Raw genomic sequence first — 19,515 nt, 5'->3', positions numbered from 1 at the left:
TTAACACAAACAGATCAGAGTCGCGACGGCCTATCGTCCGGTTGGCCAGCAGCGCGGACGGCCCTATATGGCGGCCATGTCCATCCGTCCTTGGCGAGATATCGATCGGCGCGTGTCGCGTCAGATCATGGTCGGCTCCGTTCCGGTTGGCGGCGATGCCCCGATCAGCGTCCAGACCATGACCAACACGCCGACCGAGGACGCCCGCGCGACGATCGACCAGATTCGCCGCTGCGAGGAAGCAGGCGCGGACATCATCCGCGTCTCCTGCCCGACGGTAGAGGCGACTAGCGCGCTCAAGGAGATCGTGCGCGCCGCTTCGGTGCCGATCGTCGCCGACATCCACTTCCATTATAAGCGCGCGCTTGAAGCTGCCGACGCCGGCGCCGCGTGCTTGCGCATCAACCCGGGTAACATCGGTTCGGAAGAACGCGTTCGCGAGGTGATCGCCGCCGCACGCGCAAACGGCTGCGCCATCCGCATCGGCGTCAACGCGGGCAGCCTCGAGAAGGATTTGCTCGAAAAATACGGTGAGCCATGTCCGGAGGCTTTGGTCGAGAGCGCGCTCGACCACATCCGCATTCTCGAGGACCACGGGTTCCGAGAATATAAGGTCGCGGTGAAGGCGAGCGACGTGTTCCTTGCCGTTGCCGCCTACCAGCAGCTCGCCAGTGTGGTGGATTGTCCGCTCCACCTCGGCATCACCGAGGCCGGCGGGCTTATCGGCGGCACCGTCAAGTCCTCCATCGGCATCGGCAATTTGCTGTGGGCTGGAATCGGCGACACCATCCGCGTCTCGCTGTCGGCGGAGCCCGAAGAGGAAGTCCGCGTCGGCTACGAGATCCTGAAGGCGCTCGGCATCCGCAGCCGCGGCGTCCGCGTCGTCTCCTGCCCCAGCTGCGCGCGTCAGGGTTTCGACGTCATCCGCACCGTCGAGGCGCTCGAATCGCGGCTGCAGCACATCAAGACGCCGATGTCCCTGTCGGTCCTCGGCTGCGTCGTGAACGGCCCTGGCGAAGCGCGCGAAACCGACATCGGCATCACGGGGGGCGGCAACGGCAAGCACATGGTCTATCTGTCGGGCGTGACCGACCACCATGTGCAGGACGCCGACATGATCGACCACATCGTTCGGCTGGTCGAAGCCAAGGCCGCCGAGCTCGAGGCTGCAGCGGACCAACTGCCGACGCTCGACGCGGCCGAGTAGTTTAGCTTTTTTTCATTTGTCGGGCGCAGCTTGGCCATGTGGTCAAGCTGCTGCTCATCCTGCTCGCTTCCGGCGCACTCGCGAACAGCCTTGCGACTCCGTCCGAGCCGCCGCTGCTGATCGACTCCGCTACACCCACGAAATAATCGTCGCTAAGCGCGGCGTATGAGCCGCGTTGCGCAGCACCCCGTTCAAGGCTTCATCGCCGCGCTCGGCGCGGTGGCGGTGCTTTCGGTCATGGATGCGGTGATGAAGCATCTCGTGCTGGCAATCGGCATCATCGCCGTCAGCGTGTGGCGCTCGGCGGCAAACCTGCTGCTCAGCTTGATCCTGTATCGCCCGAGCCGAGTGCGGTGGCCCGAAGCGAAGGTGCTCCGCGTCCACTTGCTGCGAGGGGCCGTGCTCACCGTGATGGCGGCGTTGTTCTTCTGGGGCATCGGCCGCGTGCCATTGGCGCAGGCGATTGCGCTGACCTTCATCGCCCCTTTGATCGCGATGTTCCTGGCTGCGCTGATGCTCGGGGAGAAGGTCGGCCGGAATTCGATCGCCGGGTCTCTCGTCGCCTTCGCTGGCGTCATCGCGATCGTTCTGGGCCAGGCTCGGTCGCACGCCGGCCCCGACGTACTCCTCGGCACCGCCGCCATCATGCTCTCGGCGCTGTGCTATGCTTTCAATATCGTGCTGATGCGCCGCCAGGCGCTGGCTGCAGCGCCACTGGAGATCAATTTCTTTCAGGGCGCGACCATCCTAGCCCTTTGGCTGCTAGCTCTTCCGTTCGTGGGCATGCCGGCGTGGCCGGCAGAACAGTTGCAATGGATCGCGGTGGCTAGCCTGCTCTCGACCGCGGGGACCCTGCTGTTTGCCTGGGGCTATGCGCGCGGGCCCGCCAGCTATCTCGCAGCCACCGAATATAGCGGGTTCATCTGGGCTTCGATCCTTGGCTGGCTCGTCTTCCGCGAGCACGTCTCGATGACCACGCTGGGCGGCGCGGCGCTCATCGTCGGGGGCTGCCTGATCGCGGCGCGCGGCAAGGTCACGGCGCCGCCGGAGATCGACCTCGCGGCCTAGGAGCCGCCGAGCGCATTGATGGTGAAAGCCAGCACGCCGAGGTTGAAGACGAATGCCGCCAGGCAATGGCCGATCATGACGCGCCGGATGGACCGCGATCCGACCTGGCAATCGGACGTCTGGAACGTCATTCCCAGCGTGAAGCTGAAATAGAAGAAGTCCCAATAATCCGGCTCCTTCGTGCTCGGGAAATCGATCCCGCCCGCATCGCCGCGGCCTTTGCGGTTCTTCGAATAGAACATGTGCGCGTAGTGGAAGGCGTAGACGACATTGCCGAAGAGCCAGGCGAGCGCGAGCGTCAGAATGATGAGGGCCACTTCGATGCGCTGCAGCGACTTCGCCTCGGCGATGACCGCACCGACCGCGATCAGGATGACGGTGGTCACCGTCACCGTAATGCCTAGCAGCGCCGCCTTATTGGCATCGTTCTTCTGCGCCCGGTCGCGCATTTCGCCGGCGCGGTCGTTAAGCAGCGGGTAGGCGGAAGCAAGGAAAGCCAAGGCCGCAACGTCGAAGCCGCCCATGATCCCCTTGAGTGGGTGCCACATCGTGACGCCGACGGCCGTGCCGACGATCAGCAGCGCGAGGAACATCAGGAATCTCGGGGGAAGAAATCGGGTCACGCGTTACTCCTCTGCCGCTATCCTAGCGGCGTCCGATACGCTTCGCTAATGAACCCCGCATGCCCTGGGTTTGGCTTATCGTCGGCGGCCTGTTCGAGGTCGGCTTCACCACCTCGCTCCGCTTTGTCGACGGCTTCCGCAACGTGCCGTGGACGCTTGCCTTTCTCGCCTCCGTCGCCGTCAGCATGGGCTTGCTCGAAGTCGCGTCGCGCTCGATCCCCATGGGCACCGCCTACGCCGTATGGGGCAGCATCGGCGCGGTGGGCACGGTACTCGTCGGCATCCTCTGGTTCCAGGAGCCGTCGAGCACCATCCGCATCCTGCTCATCCTCGGCATCGTCGCCGCCATAGCTGCATTGAAGCTCACCGCTTAACCGAGTCTTTTGCGCGACAAGCCGTGCGAACGGCTCCTGAAACCCCCGGCCAGTTCCGCTATCCTGCGCGCGGGTCGCGCTGGTTGCGCGAGGGTGGGAGAGATTTCGATGCGCGGTGCCGCACGCCTGTGGTTGGTCGTAGCCTCAATGCTGACGGCGGCGCCGCTGATGGCGCAATCGTCCGGGCCACTGCCCGGGGAAGACCGGACATATGGCTCTGTCCCGCCTGCGCCACCGCCGGAACGCCGCTACGCGCCGCCGCCCTTTCCGAAATTCTCACCGACCCCGCCGAAGGCCCGCCACATCAGGGTCGCGCCCAAGGCAAAGATTGCGGCAAAATCCCCATCCGTCCTCAAGTCTAAGCGTGCTGCGCTACGCGACGAAAAGCGGGCCAAGGTCCGCAAGGTCGCGAGCAAGGAACAGCGTCTCAGCAGCCGCGAGATCAAGGATCAACGCTGGTGCGGAACGCTCACCAAGAAGCAGCTCAGCCGCAACGCCAAGTGCCGCAAGGTCCTCGACAAGCAGGAAGCCGCCAAGCGCGTTGCGAAGCCCGCGCCGCCGGTGCTGACCAAGGCCGACCGCAAGGATGAGATCCGCTGCGGCAAGCTCAGCCTCAATCAGGTCCTGCGCGACGCTCGCTGCCGCAAGGTTGCCGAACGCCACCTCTCCGGGAAGTCGGCGAGCGCGAACAGCAAGGCCTCCACTTCTCGCACCAAGGCGAAAGCCTCCGCAAAGTCGCGCCCGGCGAAGAAGCGCTCGCGCCGCTAGCGCTGCGGCTGCAGGTAGGGCGCGATCTCGGGGCTTTCCTCGATCGACCGGTAGAATTTCGGCGTCGGGAATGGCCCGCGTGCCTGCTCGTAGGCGTAGCCGAGGTTGAGTAGGAGCGCCTCCGACCACTTCGGCCCGATAAAGCTGAGGCCAACCGGCAAGCCTTTGACCAGCCCCATCGGCACGGTCAGGTGCGGATAGCCCGCCACTGCTGCCAATCCGCCCGCGCCGCCGCCAGAAATCTGATCGCCGTTGACCGCGTCGATCTTCCACGCCGGCGGCATCGTCGGCCCGACCAGCGCCACCACGCGGTTGTCGCGCAGCAGCTTGTCGATCCCGTTCGGTCCCGCGGCCTGGAAGCTCACCGCCCGCGCCTTCTTGTAGGCGGGATCGTCGAGCCCCTTGGTCTTCTCTGCTGCCTCGAAGAATTCCTGCCCGAACAGCGCCATTTCCTGCTTCAGATGCGCCTTGTTGAAGGCGATCAGGTCCGCCAGCGAGCGTGAGGACAGGGGCGCCGGGCTACCTTTCAGATACTTGGCCATGTCGGCCTTAAGCTCGGTGCGCAGGACGATCGTCTCGTTCTTGCCGATCGCACTCTCGTCGAACTTCTTGATGTCGACCAGCGTCGCGCCCTGCTGCCTAAGGATCGCCAGCGCGGTCTCGAACGCCGCATCGGTTCCAAAGCCGCTGGCGAACCGCATCACGCCGATCCGCTTGCCCTTGAGCGAACCTGCATCGAGCCCCGCGGCATAATCGCGCCGGCGCTTGTCGGCTTCAGCCGTCGCCGGGTCAGCGGGATCGGTGCCGGCGATCGCCGTCAGCAGCTCCGCCGCTTCGCGGACGCTTGCCGTCATCGGCCCCGCCGTGTCCTGGCTATGGCTGATCGGCACGATATGAGTGCGGCTGACCAGCCCGACCGTCGGCTTCAGGCCGACGATCCCGTTGATCGCGGCGGGACAAGTTACCGACCCGTCGGTCTCCGTCCCGATCGCCAACCGCACCAGCCCTGCCGCGACCGCGGCGCCCGATCCGCTGGAGCTGCCGCAGGTATTGCGATCCAACGCCCACGGGTTCCGCGTCTGCCCGCCGACCGCGCTCCAGCCGGAGATCGAGCTGTTCGACCGGATATTGGCCCATTCGCTGAGGTTGGTCTTGCCGAGGATCACAGCGCCGGCGCCCCGCAGCCGCGCCACGAGCGGCGCATCGCGATTGGTGACGTTGTTGGCGAGTGCCAGGCTGCCGGCCGTCGTCGGCAGCGGACCCATGGATTCGATATTGTCCTTGATCAGCACCGGCTGCCCCGCAAGTGGCCCGCGCAAGTTCCCGGCGTCGATCCGGCGTGCCTGATCGATGGCCGTTGGATCGACAGCAATCACCGAATGCAGTCCCGGGTCGATCCGTGCGATCCGCTGCATGGCGCCGCGCACGTTCGCTTCCGCGGGCCGCATCTGGGCGACCGCCGGCGACGCAATCAGCGCCACCGTCGTCATCAACATCAACTTACGCATGACTTCCCCATCGCTAATGCTCAGCGCGGCGCGAGCAACGCGTCCAGCGTGCCGGGTGCCGTTCCGACTTTCTGCAGGCGCGGATAGCGCAGGCCGCCGCGCCAATCGAGCTTCACCGTGCGGTAGACGTCGCCGTCATGCACGAGCAGTTCGGGCAGGGGGCCGCCGCTCGCCGCCGCCTTGATCGCGGTCTTGAGCGCGTCGGGGTCGAAGTCCCGGCCGTTCACGGCGTTGATCTGCGTACCGATGGTCAGCCCTGCGTTGAACGCCGCGCTGTCCCACAGCACCGACGAAATCTTGCCGTCATTGCCGACCCCGAACCCGCCTGAATAGGTGAAGTCGTTGCTCTTGGACGACTTTTCCGCGCTCTTAATCCACTTGGTCGGTTCGGCCGTGAAGATCAGCTTGTAGCCGCCTTGGTTGATGCCTTCGAGCGGGGGGTTGGCTGCAACGTCATAGACGCGGCGCTGCAGATAGCCGCGCCAGTCGTAGGGCAGAATGCCGTTCAGCGTCGCGACCACATCGTCGAACATGTAGGTCAGCTCGCCATAATCGCCGTCACGCATGCCGTAGAAGGCGCGCGCGAAATCGTCGATCGACTTCCGGCCGCCCGACTGCTGGCGCAAGATCCGGTCGACGTCGATCCAGATCAACTGGCCTTCGCTATAATAATCCTCGCTGCGCTGCCAGCCGCGCCACGGCTGCGGCGCTCGGCCGGCAACGGTCGGGTCATTGGTTGTGTCGACCAGCGGCCGCCATGCGCGCCCTGGCGTCCCGGTGCTATAGGTTGCCGCGGTCGCCGCAATTGCGTCCAGCGTATCCTGCTTGGACAGCATCCCCGACCGCGCGCCGAGCACATAGCCCCAGAACTGGGTCTGTCCCTCATAGACCCACAGCAACGACCCCTCCATCGGGATGGTGTTGTAATCGGGGGTCCAGAGGTCCGCCGGCCGGCGGTACTTGCCATCCCAGCTGTGGCTGTATTCGTGGGGCAGCAGGTTGCGCTCGCGCAGCTTGTTTTCCCAATCGGTGAAATATCCGCGCTTCACCCCGTCCTCGGAACTGCGGTGGTGTTCGAGACCATTGCCGCCGAGATTGTTCGAGATCGTCAGCAAGAAATTGTAATGATCGTAATGCTGCGCTCCGAACGCCTTGATGGCCTGATCCACGAGGCGCTTGTGGGCATCGATCTGCTCGGGCGTCGCCGCCAGCTCGGCCGGCGTGTCGCCGATGACATCCAGGAAGACGCGGTTGCTGAGCGGGATCTGCCGGTAATAGGGACCGGCGATCAGCGGCGAGTCCACCAGGATTTCGTAGCTGGTGACCGGATAGTCGATCTTCCCGCCGGTCTGCCCGCTCGGCCGCAGCGCGGTCGCGACCTTCCAGCCGTTCGGGACGATGACAGAGGCCTGCACCGGAATCTGCCGGACGTAATAGCCGGCCGGATACATCGATAGCGATAGCCATTGGATGCTCGACATTTCCGGCGTCATCACCGTGCGTCCCTGGTTCTCGGACGTGGCGGAGACGTACTGGAACTCGGCATCCACGTTCTTGACGCCTTGCGGCACGTCGACGTGGAAGGCGAACACGTCGATCGGATCGCGCTTCCACTTCAGTGCTTGGCCGTTCGCGGTGAAGCGAATGCCCGTCACGTTCTTGATGTCGCCGCGCGGGCTATGCCCGCCGGGTACCCACTTCGGATAGAACAGGACCAGGTCGCCCGCCGCCGTGACCGGAACGCGCTGTTTGATACGGAAGATGCCCCGCGTGGTGTCCGTCGCGTCGACTGTCAGCTGCACAGTGCCCGGGAAGGGTATGTCGCGCGCGGCGGGAACCTGGGCCGCCTTTGGATAAGCTTGCGGCTTGCTGTTGAGCGGCGGTACCAATTGGGCCGACGCGGTGCCGGCAAGTGCAGTGGACAGGACGAGAGCGAGCGCGATCTTGCGCATTCGGCAGGGCTCCTTCTGGGGGCTAACGAAAGTTGAGGATGGTGTTACCGGGAATCCCCATCGGCGCCACTGTCTTTCGTCGGTCTCAGCCGACCCTTCGTCGAAGGACACATAGCTGTCAGCGCGCGTTAACGTGCCCTCTTTAGCGGGGTGTTGATGACCTATCGTTCGATATTATTTTCGACGGCGGCAATCTTTGCGCCGCTCTACCCCGCCTTGGCGCAGGACGCACAACCGGTTCCGACGACCTCGACCGCGCCAATAATACCGTCCCCTGCAGCGTCCTTTCCTTCACCGCCCGCGGAAGTAGCTCCGGCCGTCGAGACACCGGCGCCAACCACTCCCGCTTCGACTACGCCCGCTGCGCAACCGGACGAATATGGCGATGAGGAAGAAATCGTCATTACCGGCTCCAAGGCGCGGGGCTCGGTGGTGGGCGATATCCCGCCCGAAAATACGCTCGATGCCCGCGACGTTCGCGCGACTGGCGCCACCAGCATTAGCGAGCTGCTGGACGCGCTCTCTCCGCAACTCGGTAGCTCGCAAGGACGCAGCGGGGGCCGTCCGGTTCTGCTTCTGAACGGTCAGCGCATCTCCGGCTTTCGCGAGCTTCGCGACATTCCGACCGAGGCCATCCAGCGGGTCGAGATCCTGCCCGAGGAAGTGTCGCTCAAATACGGCTATCGCGCCGACCAGAAGGTCGTGAACATCGTTCTTCGCCAGCGCTTCCGCTCGACCACCGCGCAGGTCGGTGCCGGCGTCGCGACGGACGGGGGCTACGCCAACGGCAACGTCGACCTCACGCGTTTCCTGGTTCAGCGCAACGGCCGCACCACCTACAACCTGCATGCCGAAGGCAACTCGCTGCTGACCGAGAATGAGCGCAACGTGCTACTCGATCTGCCGGCCAACGATCCGTCCCAGTCGGCCGGCACGACCGAGCAGCAATTGCAGGCCCGCTCACTGATTGGCCGCAAACGCGACGTGCGCGGCTCAGTGACGATCAATCGCAACATCTTCGGCAACGTGTCCGCCACCGGCAACGTTGAGCTGGAGCATGTCGACGGCCTCGCGCTGATCGGCCTCAATCCGACGCTGCTCGATCCCCTTGCCCGCAAGACCAGCACCGACACCGCGCATGTAGGCGGAGTCCTCAACGGGACGACAAAATCGCAGTGGCGCTGGACGCTAACCGGCAACGCCGATCTCGAACGCGACATCACGCGCACCGATCGCGACAACAGCAGCTTCCCGACCGACCGCGCGCGGGAGACGACGGCCTCGGCCGATCTCACCGCAACGGCCAATGGCAAGCTCTTCAAGCTACCTGCCGGCGACGCCAGTACTACCCTGACCGCCGGGGTCAGCACGGTTCATCTCGACAGCACCCGCACCCGCGTCGGCGCGCGGTCGGAAAATTCCCTTTCGCGCACCGTGGGCACAGCGGGGATCAACGTCGACCTGCCGATCTCGCGCCGGAATCGCGACTTCAGCGCGCTCGGCAACCTGACGCTCAACGCGAATGCGGAAGTCGATCAGCTTTCCGACTTCGGCACCCTCACCAAGGTTGGCGCGGGCGCGAACTGGTCGCCTGTCGACCGTCTGAACCTGCTGGCCAGCTTCACGCGCGAAGAAGGCCCTCCGTCCATCAACCAGCTCGGCGATCCGGTGCTGGACACGCCGGGGTCGCGAGTTTTCGACTTCACCACCGGCCAAACGGTGCTGGTCGACGCCATCACCGGCGGCAATCCGAACCTGCAGGCCGACCGCCGCAATGTCTGGAAGCTCAGTGCCAATTGGCAACCGCTCGAGAAGACGGATCTGCGTCTTCGCGCGGATTACGTTCACACCACGATCAAGCGGCCGATTTCCAACATCACGGTCACGCAGGCGATCCAGGACGCCTTCCCCGACCGTTTCCAGCGCTGCACCGTCGTCAATCCCGACGCCGGCTGCTTCACCGTCGGCCAGCTTCGCTCGGTAGACCTGACGCCGGTCAACTTCGACAGCGCACGCAAGGACACGCTGCGGCTCGGCTTCGATTTCTCCAAGCCACTGAAATCCAGGCGGCCCTCGCAAGCTGTTATTGACGAGTTCCGGAAGCAGTTCGGCCTCCCACCGCGCACCGCGCAAGGCGGCGCTCCCGGCGGCCCGCCATCCGCAGGCGGCTCCGCCCCACCGCCGCCTGCCGACGGCGCTGCGCCCCCTCGGCCCCCGGCAGAGGGCGCTGGCGGCCCGCCTCGCGATGGCGGCGGACGCGGCTTCGGTGGTGGTGGCCGTGGTGGCGGTGGCGGCTTTGGCGGACCCGGCGGCCAGAACCGCGGGCGCCTGACCTTCTCGCTGACCGACACCATCACTTTCGTCGACAAGGTCCGGATCGCGCCGGGCGCCGCGGAGCTTGACTATCTCCATGGTGATGCGTCCGGCTCGGCCGGCGGGACGCCGCGCCACAATGTCCAGGCGCAGGCCGGCTACTTCAACAACGGGCTCGGGGCGCGGTTAGTCGGCAATTACCGTAGCGGCACGACGGTCAGCACGCTGACTGGCGACGACCTTCACTTCTCTCCGCTGGCGACGTTCGACCTCAAATTGTTCGCCAATCCGGGCGATATTCCCGAAATTGCGCTGAAACATGCGTGGTTGCGCGGCACGCAGGTGCGGTTTGAGATCAATAACATCTTCAATACCCGCCCCAGCGTCCGCGATGCGACCGGCGGGACACCGTTCAACTACCAGCCGGGCCTGCTCGATCCGCTGGGCCGGACCGTGATGATCAGCTTCCGCAAGCTGTTCTTGCCCCCGCCGTCATTCTTCCGGCAGCGCTTCCAGCAACAGCAGCAGTCGAGCGCCGCGACGCGGTGACGAGTTTCGCATTGCGAGAAGTTGTGCTTAAGCGCGCCCGCAATGACGCCCGTCCAGCCCGTCCGGGGCACGCAAAGCCTGTTGTTTGAAGACGCCGACCGCCTCGCCGCGGTGGTCGCAGCGTTCGACAAGGTGCGCCGTCTCTACGGCTTCCGCCGCGTCGAAGTGCCGACGATCGAGCCGACCGCCGTGTTCGCGCGGACGATCGGCGAGACCACCGACGTCGTCTCGAAAGAGATGTACTCGTTCGAGGATCGCGGCGGCGAATCGATCACACTGAGGCCCGAGTTCACCGCCGGCATCTGCCGCGCCTATCTCAGCGAAGGCTGGCAGCAGCACGCGCCGATCAAGGTCGCGACCCATGGCTCGGCCTTCCGTTACGAGCGTCCGCAGAAGGGCCGCTTCCGGGAATTCCATCAGCTGGACGCCGAGATCGTCGGCGCGGGCGAGCCGCAGGCCGATGTCGAGTTGCTGTCCTTCGCGGATCAGTTGCTCAAGGAACTCGGCATCAGTGGTGCCATCCTGAAGCTCAACACGCTCGGCGACCCGGAGACGCGCAATGCCTGGCGTGACGCGCTGCATGAGCATTTCCGCGGGCACGCCTCGGCACTCAGCGAGGACAGCCAGACCCGGCTCGAGCGCAATCCGCTGCGCATCCTCGACAGCAAGGCGCATCAGGATTGGCCGATCGTCGACAGCGCCCCGACTATCGACGAGTTCCTGACTGGCGAGGCAGCCGACTTCTTCGGCAAGGTCACCGAAGGCCTCGATGCCGCCGGCGTCGCCTGGGAACGCGCCCCGCGGCTTGTGCGCGGGCTCGATTACTATCGCCACACTGCCTTCGAATTCATCACCGACCAGCTCGGCGCGCAGGGCACGGTCCTCGCCGGCGGTCGCTACGATGGCCTGATAGAAAGCCTCGGCGGCTCGCACACACCGGCAGTAGGCTGGGCGGCGGGGATTGAGCGCCTCGCAATGATGATCGCTGCGCCGGAAGCCGAGAAGCCATCCGCGGCTCTCGTCCCTCTCGGAGAAGCGGCAGAGGCTAAGGCGCTCGGGATCGCTGCAAACCTGCGCAACGGTGGAATGGCCGTCGAGATCGTATCCCGCGGAAACACCAAGAAGCGGATGCAGCGCGCGGCTGGTAGCGGCGCTCGCTACGCGATTGTGATCGGCGACAACGAAATACAGGCGGGTGAAGCGCAGCTCAAGGATCTGAGAAGCGGCGAGCAGCGACCGGTCGGCTTCGATAGTCTGCTGCAGGCCTTGCAGTCATGACGTCAATTTCTTCCGATCGCATCGCATCCATTGAAGCGCGCAAGCAGGAATTGCAGCAGGCGATGTCACGCGGCGACTTGTCGCCCGACGAGTTCGTAAAACTGTCCAAGGACTACGCTGCGATCGAGCCGGTCGCAGCGGCGGCGCGTGAAGTTCGCCGGCTTCGTGCCGAGTTAGAAGTGCTCAACGGCATGGTTGCCGATCCGACAGCGGAGCCCGAGCTCAAGGAAATGGCGGCCGTCGAAGCAGACGAGATCCGGCACAAGTTGCCCGAGGCCGAACGCGTGCTGGCGGTGAAGCTGCTGCCCCGCGATGCTGCCGACGATCGCGCGGCGATGCTGGAAGTTCGCGCGGGTACGGGCGGGGATGAGGCCGCCCTGTTCGCCGGCGACCTGCTGCGCATGTATCAACGTTATGCCGACCTGCAAGGTTGGCGTTTCGAGCTGATTTCGGCCTCGTCCTCGGAAGTCGGCGGTTACAAGGAAGCGGTCGCCTCAATCAGCGGCCCCGGCGTGTTTGCCCGCCTCAAGTTCGAAAGCGGCGTCCATCGCGTCCAGCGCGTTCCGGCGACGGAAAGCGGCGGTCGCATCCATACCTCCGCGGCCACGGTCGCTGTGCTGCCGGAAGCCGAAGACGTCGACGTCCAGATCGACGACAAGGATCTGCGCATCGACGTTTATCGCTCGTCCGGTCCTGGCGGTCAGTCGGTCAACACGACCGACAGTGCGGTCCGCATCACCCACATCCCGTCCGGCTTGGTGGTCATTCAGCAGGACGAAAAGTCGCAGCACAAGAACAAGGCCAAGGCGCTGAAAGTGCTGCGCACGCGGCTGTTCGAGCTGGAGCGCGAGCGGCTGGCCAATGAGCGCGCTGGCGCGCGCAAATCGATGGTCGGATCCGGCGACCGGTCCGAACGCATCCGCACCTATAATTTCCCGCAGGGACGGATTACCGACCATCGCATCAACCTGACCAAGCACAATCTGACGGAAGCGCTGGAAGGCCCGGGACTAACCGAGATTATCGACGCGCTCGTCGCGGAGGACGAAGCAGAGCGGTTGGCGGGTCTGGAGGACGCGTGAAGTCGATAACGCGCGCGCTGGCCGATGCCGCGCGCCAGCTGAGCGAAACGAGCGACACGGCGCGCCTCGATGCCGAGCTGCTGATGGCGGAGGCGCTGCACATCGACCGCGACCGGCTGATCCTCTCGCCACCGGTTCGTGACGTACCGGATCGCTTCTGGGAGATGGTCGAGCGTCGTGCGAAGGGCGAGCCGGTCGCCTACATCACCGGCCGCCGCGCGTTCTGGAACATCGACCTGCATGTCGGGCCGGGCGTGCTCGTGCCGCGCCCGGATTCGGAAGTCCTGATATCTTCCGCCATCGAGCATTTCGAAGGCTCTGAAGGGCCCTCGCGCATCCTCGATCTCGGCACGGGGCCGGGGACGTTGTTGCTGGCGGCTCTCGATATTTGGCCGAACGCTACCGGGTTCGGCATCGACGTGTCGCGGCAGGCAATGTCCTACGCTGCTGCCAATGCCCGCCGCCTCGATTTCGAGAAGCGCGTGAAGTTCAAGATCGGCGACTGGGCAAAAGGGATCGTCGAAAAATTCGACCTCATCCTGTGCAACCCACCCTACGTGGCGACCGACGCGGAGCTGGGACTCGGCGTACGTGAATTCGAGCCGGACGAGGCGCTGTTTGCGGGAAAAAGTGGGCTCGATGCGTATCAGACGCTGGCGCCGCAGCTGCCGCGTTTGCTCAATGAAGGCGGTCTCGCGGCGGTGGAGATTGGTCACGATCAAGCGGACACGGTGCCGCGGCTGCTCGCCCGTGATGGCTTCAATTGCAGGGTCGTCGACGACCTTGCGGACCGCCCCCGCGCGGTGCTGTTGACCTGGAATTAACCTGCGTCTGGTCGAAATTGCTTGGCATCAGGTGTTGGGCACACTACATCAAAGGTCTGGGCCGGGCCCGCTCCAGATCAACTGAAGAGCGCTCCTGTCCCAACCCCGACACAATCGGCCGTTTCCTTCGCGCCTGGCGCCAAGACCGGAACGAGAAGGTCAGGGCGGCGCTCGCCTGGGCGCAGCCCTGCCGCCCGAGGTGAAAGGGCTTTTAGAACTGCGTAAGGACGTAGGCATTTGATCAACAATAATCGTCAGGGCGGCCGCCGGCGCGGTCGAGGTGGGCAAGGCGGCGGCGGTGGCGGTCGCATGGGCGGACAGCCGGGCAATCGCCAGGATAACCGCCAGCGCGGCAATGCGGCGCAGCTACTCGAGAAATATAAGAGCATGGCGCGTGACGCGCAGCTTGCCGGCGATCGTGTCCAGACCGAATATTATCTCCAGTTCGCGGATCACTACTTCCGCGTGCTGAGCGAGAATCGCGCCCGCTTCGAGGAACAGAACCCCCGTCGCCAGCGCGACGACGAGGATGAAGACGAGGGCGATGACGAGCTGATGGAAGGCGACGACGGCGGCGAAGAGCGCGCCGAGCGTCCCGAACGTCAGGAGCGCCCGGATCGTGGACCGCGCCAAGACCGCGGCGAACGCTTCAATCGCGAACGCCGTCCGCGCCGCGAAGAGCGCGCTGGCCGTGACAATGACGAGGACGGCGAAGGCGGTCGTGTGAACGGTGGTGGCGAGACCATCCCGTTCGACGCGCTTCCGCCGGCTATCGGCCGCGATGACAGCGAGACGGTGGACGTAGCCGACGAAAAGCCGCGTCGTCCGCGCCGCACTCGCGCGCCGCGCCCGGCCGAAGGCGACGAGGAAATCGCGCCGGCGGCCTAACGACGGCTAGCGTCGTTCGGCGCTTGACCCTCATGTAATAACGTAACATGTTCTCCTCCAAGAGGTTGGGGGAGACGTGTTGCATGCGTAAGCTTTTGTTGTTGGCCACCGCGTTCACGGCCGTGCCGACCTTTGCCCAGCCCGCAGCCATTCCGATGCAGAATGCGCAGGGCGACCTCGCCGTCACCATTTACAATAACGATCGAGCGCTGGTCGAAGACAAGCGCATCCTCAACCTGCCCGCGGGTCGCAGCCGCCAAGAATTCCGCGACGTTTCCGCCCAGATCCAGCCGGAAACCGTGACGCTCAGTGGCCGCGGGATCGGCATCGTCGAGCAGAATTTCGATTTCGATCTGCTGACGCCTGCTGCGCTGATGCAGAACGCCGTTGGCCAGACGGTCACGCTGGTGCGGGTCAATCCGGCCAATGGGCAGGAAACCCGCGAGCGGGCGCGCATCCTCGCCGCCAACGGCGGCGTAGTCATGCAGATTGGCGACCGCATCGAAGTGCTGCGTGACGACGGCTTGCCGGCGCGCGTGATCTTTGACCAGGTTCCGCCGACGCTCCGCGCACGACCGACCTTGTCGGTGACGTTGCAGTCCGACGGTGGCGGTTCACGACCCGTCACGCTTACCTACCTGACGCCGGGACTCAGCTGGTCGGCCGACTACGTTGCCTTGTTCGACGAGGCCAACGGCAAGATGGACGTGCAGGGCTGGATCACGCTGACCAACAACAGCGGCACGCCATACCTCAACGCATCGACGATGCTGGTGGCCGGCTCGGTTGGCAGCAATCGTAACCGCTACGATTATGCGGATCGGTCGATGGACAGCGCAGGCACGGAAACGTCCAGCCGCGAACGCCTTGGCGATTTCTACCTTTATCCGCTCGCCGAGCGCACGACGATCCAGGACAAGCAGACCAAGCAGGTCAGTTTCCTCGACGTGCAGAACACGCCGGCGGCGCGGGGTTACGAATTCCGCAACGGGTGGCTGTCGACGAGCGATCAGCCGCGGAGCGTCAACAGCGTCCTGCGCTTTTCGAGCTCACGCAACCAGGGGCTGGGTGATGCGCTGCCGGCCGGCACGATACGCGTCTATCAGCGCGATGCGCGCGGTAACCCGCAGTTCGTTGGCGAGCACCAGATCGGCCATACACCGATGGGGTCGGCAATCGGGCTGACGACGGGCCAGGCTTTCGACATCAAGGTTCGGCCGGTCGTCGAAGAGCGAACGAAGCTCGGCACGGGCCGCTGGCGGACAAAGATGCGCTACACGGTCACCAATGCCGGGCCGCGCCCGGTTACGGTCGACGTCGTTCAATCGGGCCTGTGGGGCGATACGCGCATCGCCGAGGAAAGCCTGAAGTCCGAACGGCTGACCGCCGACGATACGCGCTGGCGTGTATCTGTCCCCGCTAACGGGGAAGCGATCGTCACCGCAACCTTCGACAGCCGCTATTAGGATCATGCGTCGTCTGACGCTGCTGCTGGCGGCACTGATTCCGGCCGCGGCCGGGGCGCAGACCATCGTCACCTCGCCGGCCCCTGAGCGGGTGGCGGTGACCATCTATCGCGATCCCGACCGCGGCACGCAGCCGTTCAACCTGCGCTGGCTCAATGGCTATGCCCTCGTCAGCGAAACGCGCCAGGTGCGTTTGCCGGCCGGCGAAAGCGAATTGCGGTTCGAAGGCGTCACCGGCGGGATCGTCCCGCAAAGCGCGATCGTCACCGGGCTTGGTGAGGCAGTACTTGAAAAGAACCGCGACGCCCGCCTCCTTTCTCCGGGATCGCTGCTCAACGCCTATCTGGGCGAACGGCTAATGTTGCGGCGGACATCGCGCGCGACGGGTGTCGTCCGGGAGCAGACAGCGGTAGTTCGTGCCACGGGTAATGGCGTCGTACTACAAACGGCAGACGGCATTGAGGCGCTCCGCTGCACCGGCCTCAATGAGACGCTGATCGCTCCGCGGGTTCCCGTAGGCCTGTCGGCGAAACCAACCCTGTCGGTACGGGTCCGCAGCCCGGAGGCGGTCGAGCGAACCGTCACCTTGTCGTACATCACAAACAATTTCGACTGGCAGGCGGATTACGTCGCCGAGCTGTCGCGCACCGGGGACCGATTATCGCTCTTCGCCTGGATGACCTTGGCCAACGGCGACGCGACGGGGCTCGCGGATGCCGAAACGCAGGCCGTTGCAGGGAAGCTCAACCGCCGCCGCGTTTGGGTCGATCCCGGGCAAGCGCCGCCGATCCGCATTACCTGCTGGCCATCAGATACTACCAGCGACATCCCCGAAGACACGCGCCTGCAAAGTGCGGAGGAAATCGTTGTGACGGGCACCGCAATGCGGGCGATGGCTCCTCCACCTCCGCCGCCTCCACCGCCGGCTCCCGCGCCGCCGGCCGTCGTCGCCGAGCAGGAGCAGCTGGGGGATCTGAAGCTCTACCGGATCCCGATCGCCGTCACCGTGGCAGCGCGATCGCAGAAGCAGGTGGCGTTGATGGTCCAGCCGGGCGTGAAGGTGACCAGCCTGCTGCGTATGCGCGCGCCTTACGGCAATTTCGCAGGGCCCGTCGGGCGGGTGCTGATCACGCGCAACCGGACGACCGAGGGCCTGGGGCTGCCGCTTCCGGCGGGCAAGGTGACCATCTTCGGCGAGCGCGAGGGGCATCGCATTTTGCTCGGAGAAGGCCGGCTCGACGACCACGCGGTCGGCGAGAAGGTCGAGATTCCGTTCGTAACTGCAACAGGGGTCCTGGCGCGGCAGGTGGTTCGCAACCGTGACACAAAGGAGCGGGAGTTCGAGCTGACGCTGACCAATGACCTCGCGAAGGCTCAACAGGTGGAGGTCGAACTTCCGCTGGATACCAAGGCGCCAACCTCGCGTCTGGTTACGCGCGACGGCTGGAAAGTTTGGCAGGTCAGCGTTCCGGCGAACGGCCGGTCGGAACTACGCTATCGTCGCTGAGGCATCGACCGCGCGGGGACGATGGTTCGCGTCCAGCGCGACGAAGGTGAAGACGCCTTCGGTCACCTTGACCTCGGTCTGGCCGAGATCGCGATGGGCGACCACCTCGATCCGCACGCGCATCGACGTGCGACCGACATGCTCGACATTTGCATAAACCGAGATCACGTCGCGAAGGTGGATCGGCGCGATAAACTCCATCGCCTCGATGGCGACGGTCGCGACGGAGCCCTTGGCGCGACGCGACGCGACGATGCCCGCCGCGATATCCATCTGGCTCAGCACCCAGCCGCCGAAGATATGGCCGTTGGCGTTGATGTCCGTCGGACCCGGGACTACGCGCAGGATGGGCACGCGCTCGAAATCAGTCATTGTCGATATTCTCCTCGGCGCCGCGCGCCGCTGCTTCGTCGTGGCCGCTTGAGTTGCTGATGAAGACCAGCGTCATCAGACCTGTCCCGACCAGCACTGTCAGTCCGATCCCCAAGGCGGTCGCAATCAGCATGTGCACGTGAACAGTCGGGTCGCCCCGCGCAACGAGGTAGACCGCCAGCGCGGCGATCACGATCGACAGCAGGGCGAGCAGGCGGAAAATGCGCCAGAAACGGCGCATCATCGAGTGGCGCGGGCTCGGGATGGGGTCGGGTTGCGGCATTGCGCTTCCCTTTGGTCGCGCGAAGTGGGACTATCAAGGCGTCAAAGCGGCAAGATCAGGAGTCGGCCCATGACCATCGCATCGGTGCTTCGCGGCAAGGGCAGCGCGGTCGAGACGATCGCCGGCAACGCCACGCTGTCGGAGGTGGTGCATCGCCTAGGCGACAAGCGAATCGGCGCGCTGCCCGTCATCGAAGGCGGGCGAATCACCGGCATCATCTCCGAGCGCGACCTTATCTACTGTCTGCGCCAACATGGCGCGGAGGTGCTGGAGTGGCCGGTCAGCCGGGTGATGAGCTCTCCGGCGATCACCGCCGAGTCTCATACCGAAGTGCTGTCCGCGTTGGCCACTATGACTCAGCGCCGGATCCGGCATTTGCCGATCGTCGATCGCGGCGAGATTCGCGGCATCGTGTCGATCGGCGACCTGGTGAAATACCGGATGGAGCGGATCGAGGCCGAGGCTGATGCGATGCGCTCCTACATCCAGAGCGCCTAGCGCGGTTTGAGTGTCGCGGTGACCGCGCTGACTACGAGTGCCGGGACAATCGTCAGAACGTTGAGGAAATAGAGCGGCAGCGCGACCAGCAAGCCGCGGACTGTTCCCGAAAGCAGCGCATCGAGCAGCGACGGCGCCAGCATCCCGAGCTCGTACCGAATCGCGTAAGGGGTCGCGATCAGCGTCGCGAGGAGCAGGATAAGCACCCGTTGCTTCTCGTCCTCACTGCGGAAAGCTCGCCAAACGAGCCAGATCGCCAGCACCACAAACAGCGCGTGAAGGACGATGGGTAAGCCGAAAACTTTCAGGGCTTGCAGTGGCGACGCCCCCAGGAAGTCGAGCCCGTACCCGGAGACGATGCCGGGATGCTCGCCAAGGACGGATGCCCAATCGCGCCACAGGTAAGGGCCGAACAGCAGCGATAACAGCAACATGCCGACGAGCCCGATCGCGCCGCCGGGAATCGCGCGCCAGTGGCGCCCGGCGATCACCGCGATCGGCACCATGATTGCAAACTGCGGCTTGATGGCGGCGGCGACGCCAAACAGAACGCCCGCAACCAGCGGGCGTTTGCGAAGCAGCAGCACGCCCCAGATCATCAGCGCGCCGATCCAAAGGGTCGTCTGACCGAGCACGATGGCCAGCACCATCTGCGGCATGATGAAGACGAGCAAAGGCGAAGATGTGAGTCGCCGCGCCGCTGTCCAGAACACCGCTGCCGAAAGGATCGTCCATGCCCAAAAGGCCGGCCAGAACGGCGGCAGCCCGAAGGGCGCCATCAAGGGCAGTGCGGACGGCGGATAGGGGAAGGGGAGCGGACCGACCGGCGGCCGGAGGCTCATCTGCGCAGCGGTCACGGCCGCCCAGTCGTAAGTCTGGTGCGGACTGGTGACCGCGAATCGCGCGCCGGCCCACAACATCGTGAAATCCGGGGTGAGCGGCCAGTTCTGGAGCC

Annotated in this window: 18 protein-coding genes (1 of these 18 running past the window's edge); 12 read left to right on the top strand and 6 right to left on the bottom strand. The window is 65.0% G+C overall.

The features are described from left to right. Positions 1–76 precede the first annotated feature (76 nt). Positions 77–1,207, top strand: coding sequence for a flavodoxin-dependent (E)-4-hydroxy-3-methylbut-2-enyl-diphosphate synthase (gene ispG / locus QU596_RS08610; protein ID WP_308514973.1), 1,131 nt, complete (start codon positions 77–79; stop codon positions 1,205–1,207). 165 nt (positions 1,208–1,372) lie between these two features. Further along, positions 1,373–2,275 carry a DMT family transporter gene (locus QU596_RS08605; RefSeq protein WP_308514971.1) on the top strand — a complete coding sequence of 301 codons (903 nt, stop codon included), beginning with the start codon at positions 1,373–1,375 and terminating at the stop codon, positions 2,273–2,275. Here QU596_RS08605 and QU596_RS08600 read toward each other — a convergent pair. Beyond that, a complete protein-coding gene (locus QU596_RS08600; RefSeq protein ID WP_308514969.1) occupies positions 2,272–2,898 on the bottom strand; it encodes a DUF1345 domain-containing protein in 627 nt (208 codons plus the stop codon). The genes QU596_RS08605 and QU596_RS08600 overlap by 4 nt on opposite strands. Positions 2,899–2,957: 59 nt before the next feature. Between QU596_RS08600 and QU596_RS08595 the strand changes: the two genes are divergently transcribed. Continuing rightward, on the top strand, positions 2,958–3,272 hold the full coding sequence (locus tag QU596_RS08595; protein WP_308514967.1) for a DMT family transporter: 315 nt from the start codon (positions 2,958–2,960) through the stop codon (positions 3,270–3,272). Between the two features lie 108 nt (positions 3,273–3,380). Next, the gene (locus tag QU596_RS08590) at positions 3,381–4,040 is read left to right on the top strand and encodes a hypothetical protein (protein ID WP_308514965.1); all 660 of its coding nucleotides are present in this window, start codon (positions 3,381–3,383) and stop codon (positions 4,038–4,040) included. Here QU596_RS08590 and QU596_RS08585 read toward each other — a convergent pair. Both QU596_RS08585 and QU596_RS08580 read right to left on the bottom strand, forming a co-directional pair. Then, the gene (locus tag QU596_RS08585; protein ID WP_308514963.1) at positions 4,037–5,548 is read right to left on the bottom strand and encodes an amidase; all 1,512 of its coding nucleotides are present in this window, start codon (positions 5,546–5,548) and stop codon (positions 4,037–4,039) included. The genes QU596_RS08590 and QU596_RS08585 overlap by 4 nt on opposite strands. A 20-nt stretch (positions 5,549–5,568) precedes the next feature. Further along, a complete protein-coding gene (locus QU596_RS08580) occupies positions 5,569–7,500 on the bottom strand; it encodes a M61 family metallopeptidase (RefSeq protein WP_308514961.1) in 1,932 nt (643 codons plus the stop codon). Between the two features lie 156 nt (positions 7,501–7,656). On the opposite strand from QU596_RS08580, the gene QU596_RS08575 reads away from it, so the two are divergent. The 7 genes from QU596_RS08575 (at position 7,657) to QU596_RS08545 (ending at position 17,407) form a co-directional block, all read left to right on the top strand. After that, entirely contained in the window at positions 7,657–10,362 is a 2,706-nt protein-coding gene (locus tag QU596_RS08575) for a TonB-dependent receptor plug domain-containing protein (RefSeq protein WP_308514959.1), read from the top strand. Positions 10,363–10,404: 42 nt separating this feature from the next. Next, positions 10,405–11,640: a histidine--tRNA ligase gene (gene hisS, locus QU596_RS08570; protein WP_308514957.1), complete on the top strand. Its 1,236-nt coding sequence runs from the start codon at positions 10,405–10,407 to the stop codon at positions 11,638–11,640. Continuing rightward, entirely contained in the window at positions 11,637–12,722 is a 1,086-nt protein-coding gene (gene prfA / locus QU596_RS08565; protein ID WP_308514956.1) for a peptide chain release factor 1, read from the top strand. Before hisS ends, prfA begins: the two co-directional genes overlap by 4 nt. Then, complete coding sequence (gene prmC, locus QU596_RS08560; RefSeq protein WP_308514954.1) at positions 12,719–13,546, top strand: peptide chain release factor N(5)-glutamine methyltransferase; 828 nt, start codon at positions 12,719–12,721, stop codon at positions 13,544–13,546. Before prfA ends, prmC begins: the two co-directional genes overlap by 4 nt. A 309-nt stretch (positions 13,547–13,855) precedes the next feature. Next, positions 13,856–14,434, top strand: coding sequence for a DUF4167 domain-containing protein (locus QU596_RS08555; RefSeq protein ID WP_420030905.1), 579 nt, complete (start codon positions 13,856–13,858; stop codon positions 14,432–14,434). Between the two features lie 83 nt (positions 14,435–14,517). Next, on the top strand, positions 14,518–15,900 hold the full coding sequence (locus QU596_RS08550) for a DUF4139 domain-containing protein (protein WP_308514950.1): 1,383 nt from the start codon (positions 14,518–14,520) through the stop codon (positions 15,898–15,900). Positions 15,901–15,904: 4 nt separating this feature from the next. Further along, complete coding sequence (locus tag QU596_RS08545; RefSeq protein ID WP_308514948.1) at positions 15,905–17,407, top strand: DUF4139 domain-containing protein; 1,503 nt, start codon at positions 15,905–15,907, stop codon at positions 17,405–17,407. On the opposite strand, the gene QU596_RS08540 is transcribed toward QU596_RS08545, so the two are convergent. Further along, a complete protein-coding gene (locus tag QU596_RS08540; RefSeq protein ID WP_308514946.1) occupies positions 17,390–17,779 on the bottom strand; it encodes an acyl-CoA thioesterase in 390 nt (129 codons plus the stop codon). The two genes, QU596_RS08545 and QU596_RS08540, sit on opposite strands and share 18 nt — an antisense overlap. Beyond that, positions 17,772–18,062, bottom strand: coding sequence for a hypothetical protein (locus QU596_RS08535; protein ID WP_308514945.1), 291 nt, complete (start codon positions 18,060–18,062; stop codon positions 17,772–17,774). The genes QU596_RS08540 and QU596_RS08535 overlap by 8 nt, the downstream gene beginning before the upstream one ends. A gap of 69 nt (positions 18,063–18,131) precedes the next feature. On the opposite strand from QU596_RS08535, the gene QU596_RS08530 reads away from it, so the two are divergent. Further along, the gene (locus QU596_RS08530) at positions 18,132–18,560 is read left to right on the top strand and encodes a CBS domain-containing protein (RefSeq protein ID WP_308514944.1); all 429 of its coding nucleotides are present in this window, start codon (positions 18,132–18,134) and stop codon (positions 18,558–18,560) included. On the opposite strand, the gene QU596_RS08525 is transcribed toward QU596_RS08530, so the two are convergent. Next, positions 18,557–19,515 carry the 3' portion of a glycosyltransferase family 87 protein gene (locus tag QU596_RS08525; RefSeq protein WP_308514943.1) on the bottom strand. It continues 112 nt past the right edge of the window, so 959 of the gene's 1,071 nt are visible here — the last part of the coding sequence; its start codon lies off the right edge, out of view — the gene reads right to left on this strand; it ends in the stop codon at positions 18,557–18,559. The two genes, QU596_RS08530 and QU596_RS08525, sit on opposite strands and share 4 nt — an antisense overlap.

Origin of the sequence: Sphingomonas flavescens (assembly GCF_030866745.1) — a bacterium.
In the GTDB taxonomy this organism is placed as follows: Bacteria; Pseudomonadota; Alphaproteobacteria; order Sphingomonadales; family Sphingomonadaceae; genus Sphingomicrobium; species Sphingomicrobium flavescens.
The sequence above is the reverse complement of the archived record's forward strand: the minus strand, read 5'-3'. Positions and strand labels throughout refer to the sequence as shown.

What these genes read in the sequence shown, in the direction of transcription:
- ispG (WP_308514973.1), top strand. Translation starts at nt 77, where the DNA reads ATGTCCATCCGTCCTTGGCGAGATATCGATCGGCGCGTGTCGCGTCAG.
- QU596_RS08605 (WP_308514971.1), top strand. Translation starts at nt 1,373, where the DNA reads ATGAGCCGCGTTGCGCAGCACCCCGTTCAAGGCTTCATCGCCGCGCTC.
- QU596_RS08595 (WP_308514967.1), top strand. Translation starts at nt 2,958, where the DNA reads ATGCCCTGGGTTTGGCTTATCGTCGGCGGCCTGTTCGAGGTCGGCTTC.
- QU596_RS08590 (WP_308514965.1), top strand. Translation starts at nt 3,381, where the DNA reads ATGCGCGGTGCCGCACGCCTGTGGTTGGTCGTAGCCTCAATGCTGACG.
- QU596_RS08585 (WP_308514963.1), bottom strand. Translation starts at nt 5,548, where the DNA reads ATGCGTAAGTTGATGTTGATGACGACGGTGGCGCTGATTGCGTCGCCG.
- QU596_RS08580 (WP_308514961.1), bottom strand. Translation starts at nt 7,500, where the DNA reads ATGCGCAAGATCGCGCTCGCTCTCGTCCTGTCCACTGCACTTGCCGGC.
- QU596_RS08575 (WP_308514959.1), top strand. Translation starts at nt 7,657, where the DNA reads ATGACCTATCGTTCGATATTATTTTCGACGGCGGCAATCTTTGCGCCG.
- hisS (WP_308514957.1), top strand. Translation starts at nt 10,405, where the DNA reads ATGACGCCCGTCCAGCCCGTCCGGGGCACGCAAAGCCTGTTGTTTGAA.
- prfA (WP_308514956.1), top strand. Translation starts at nt 11,637, where the DNA reads ATGACGTCAATTTCTTCCGATCGCATCGCATCCATTGAAGCGCGCAAG.
- QU596_RS08555 (WP_420030905.1), top strand. Translation starts at nt 13,856, where the DNA reads ATGGGCGGACAGCCGGGCAATCGCCAGGATAACCGCCAGCGCGGCAAT.
- QU596_RS08550 (WP_308514950.1), top strand. Translation starts at nt 14,518, where the DNA reads ATGCGTAAGCTTTTGTTGTTGGCCACCGCGTTCACGGCCGTGCCGACC.
- QU596_RS08545 (WP_308514948.1), top strand. Translation starts at nt 15,905, where the DNA reads ATGCGTCGTCTGACGCTGCTGCTGGCGGCACTGATTCCGGCCGCGGCC.
- QU596_RS08540 (WP_308514946.1), bottom strand. Translation starts at nt 17,779, where the DNA reads ATGACTGATTTCGAGCGCGTGCCCATCCTGCGCGTAGTCCCGGGTCCG.
- QU596_RS08535 (WP_308514945.1), bottom strand. Translation starts at nt 18,062, where the DNA reads ATGCCGCAACCCGACCCCATCCCGAGCCCGCGCCACTCGATGATGCGC.
- QU596_RS08530 (WP_308514944.1), top strand. Translation starts at nt 18,132, where the DNA reads ATGACCATCGCATCGGTGCTTCGCGGCAAGGGCAGCGCGGTCGAGACG.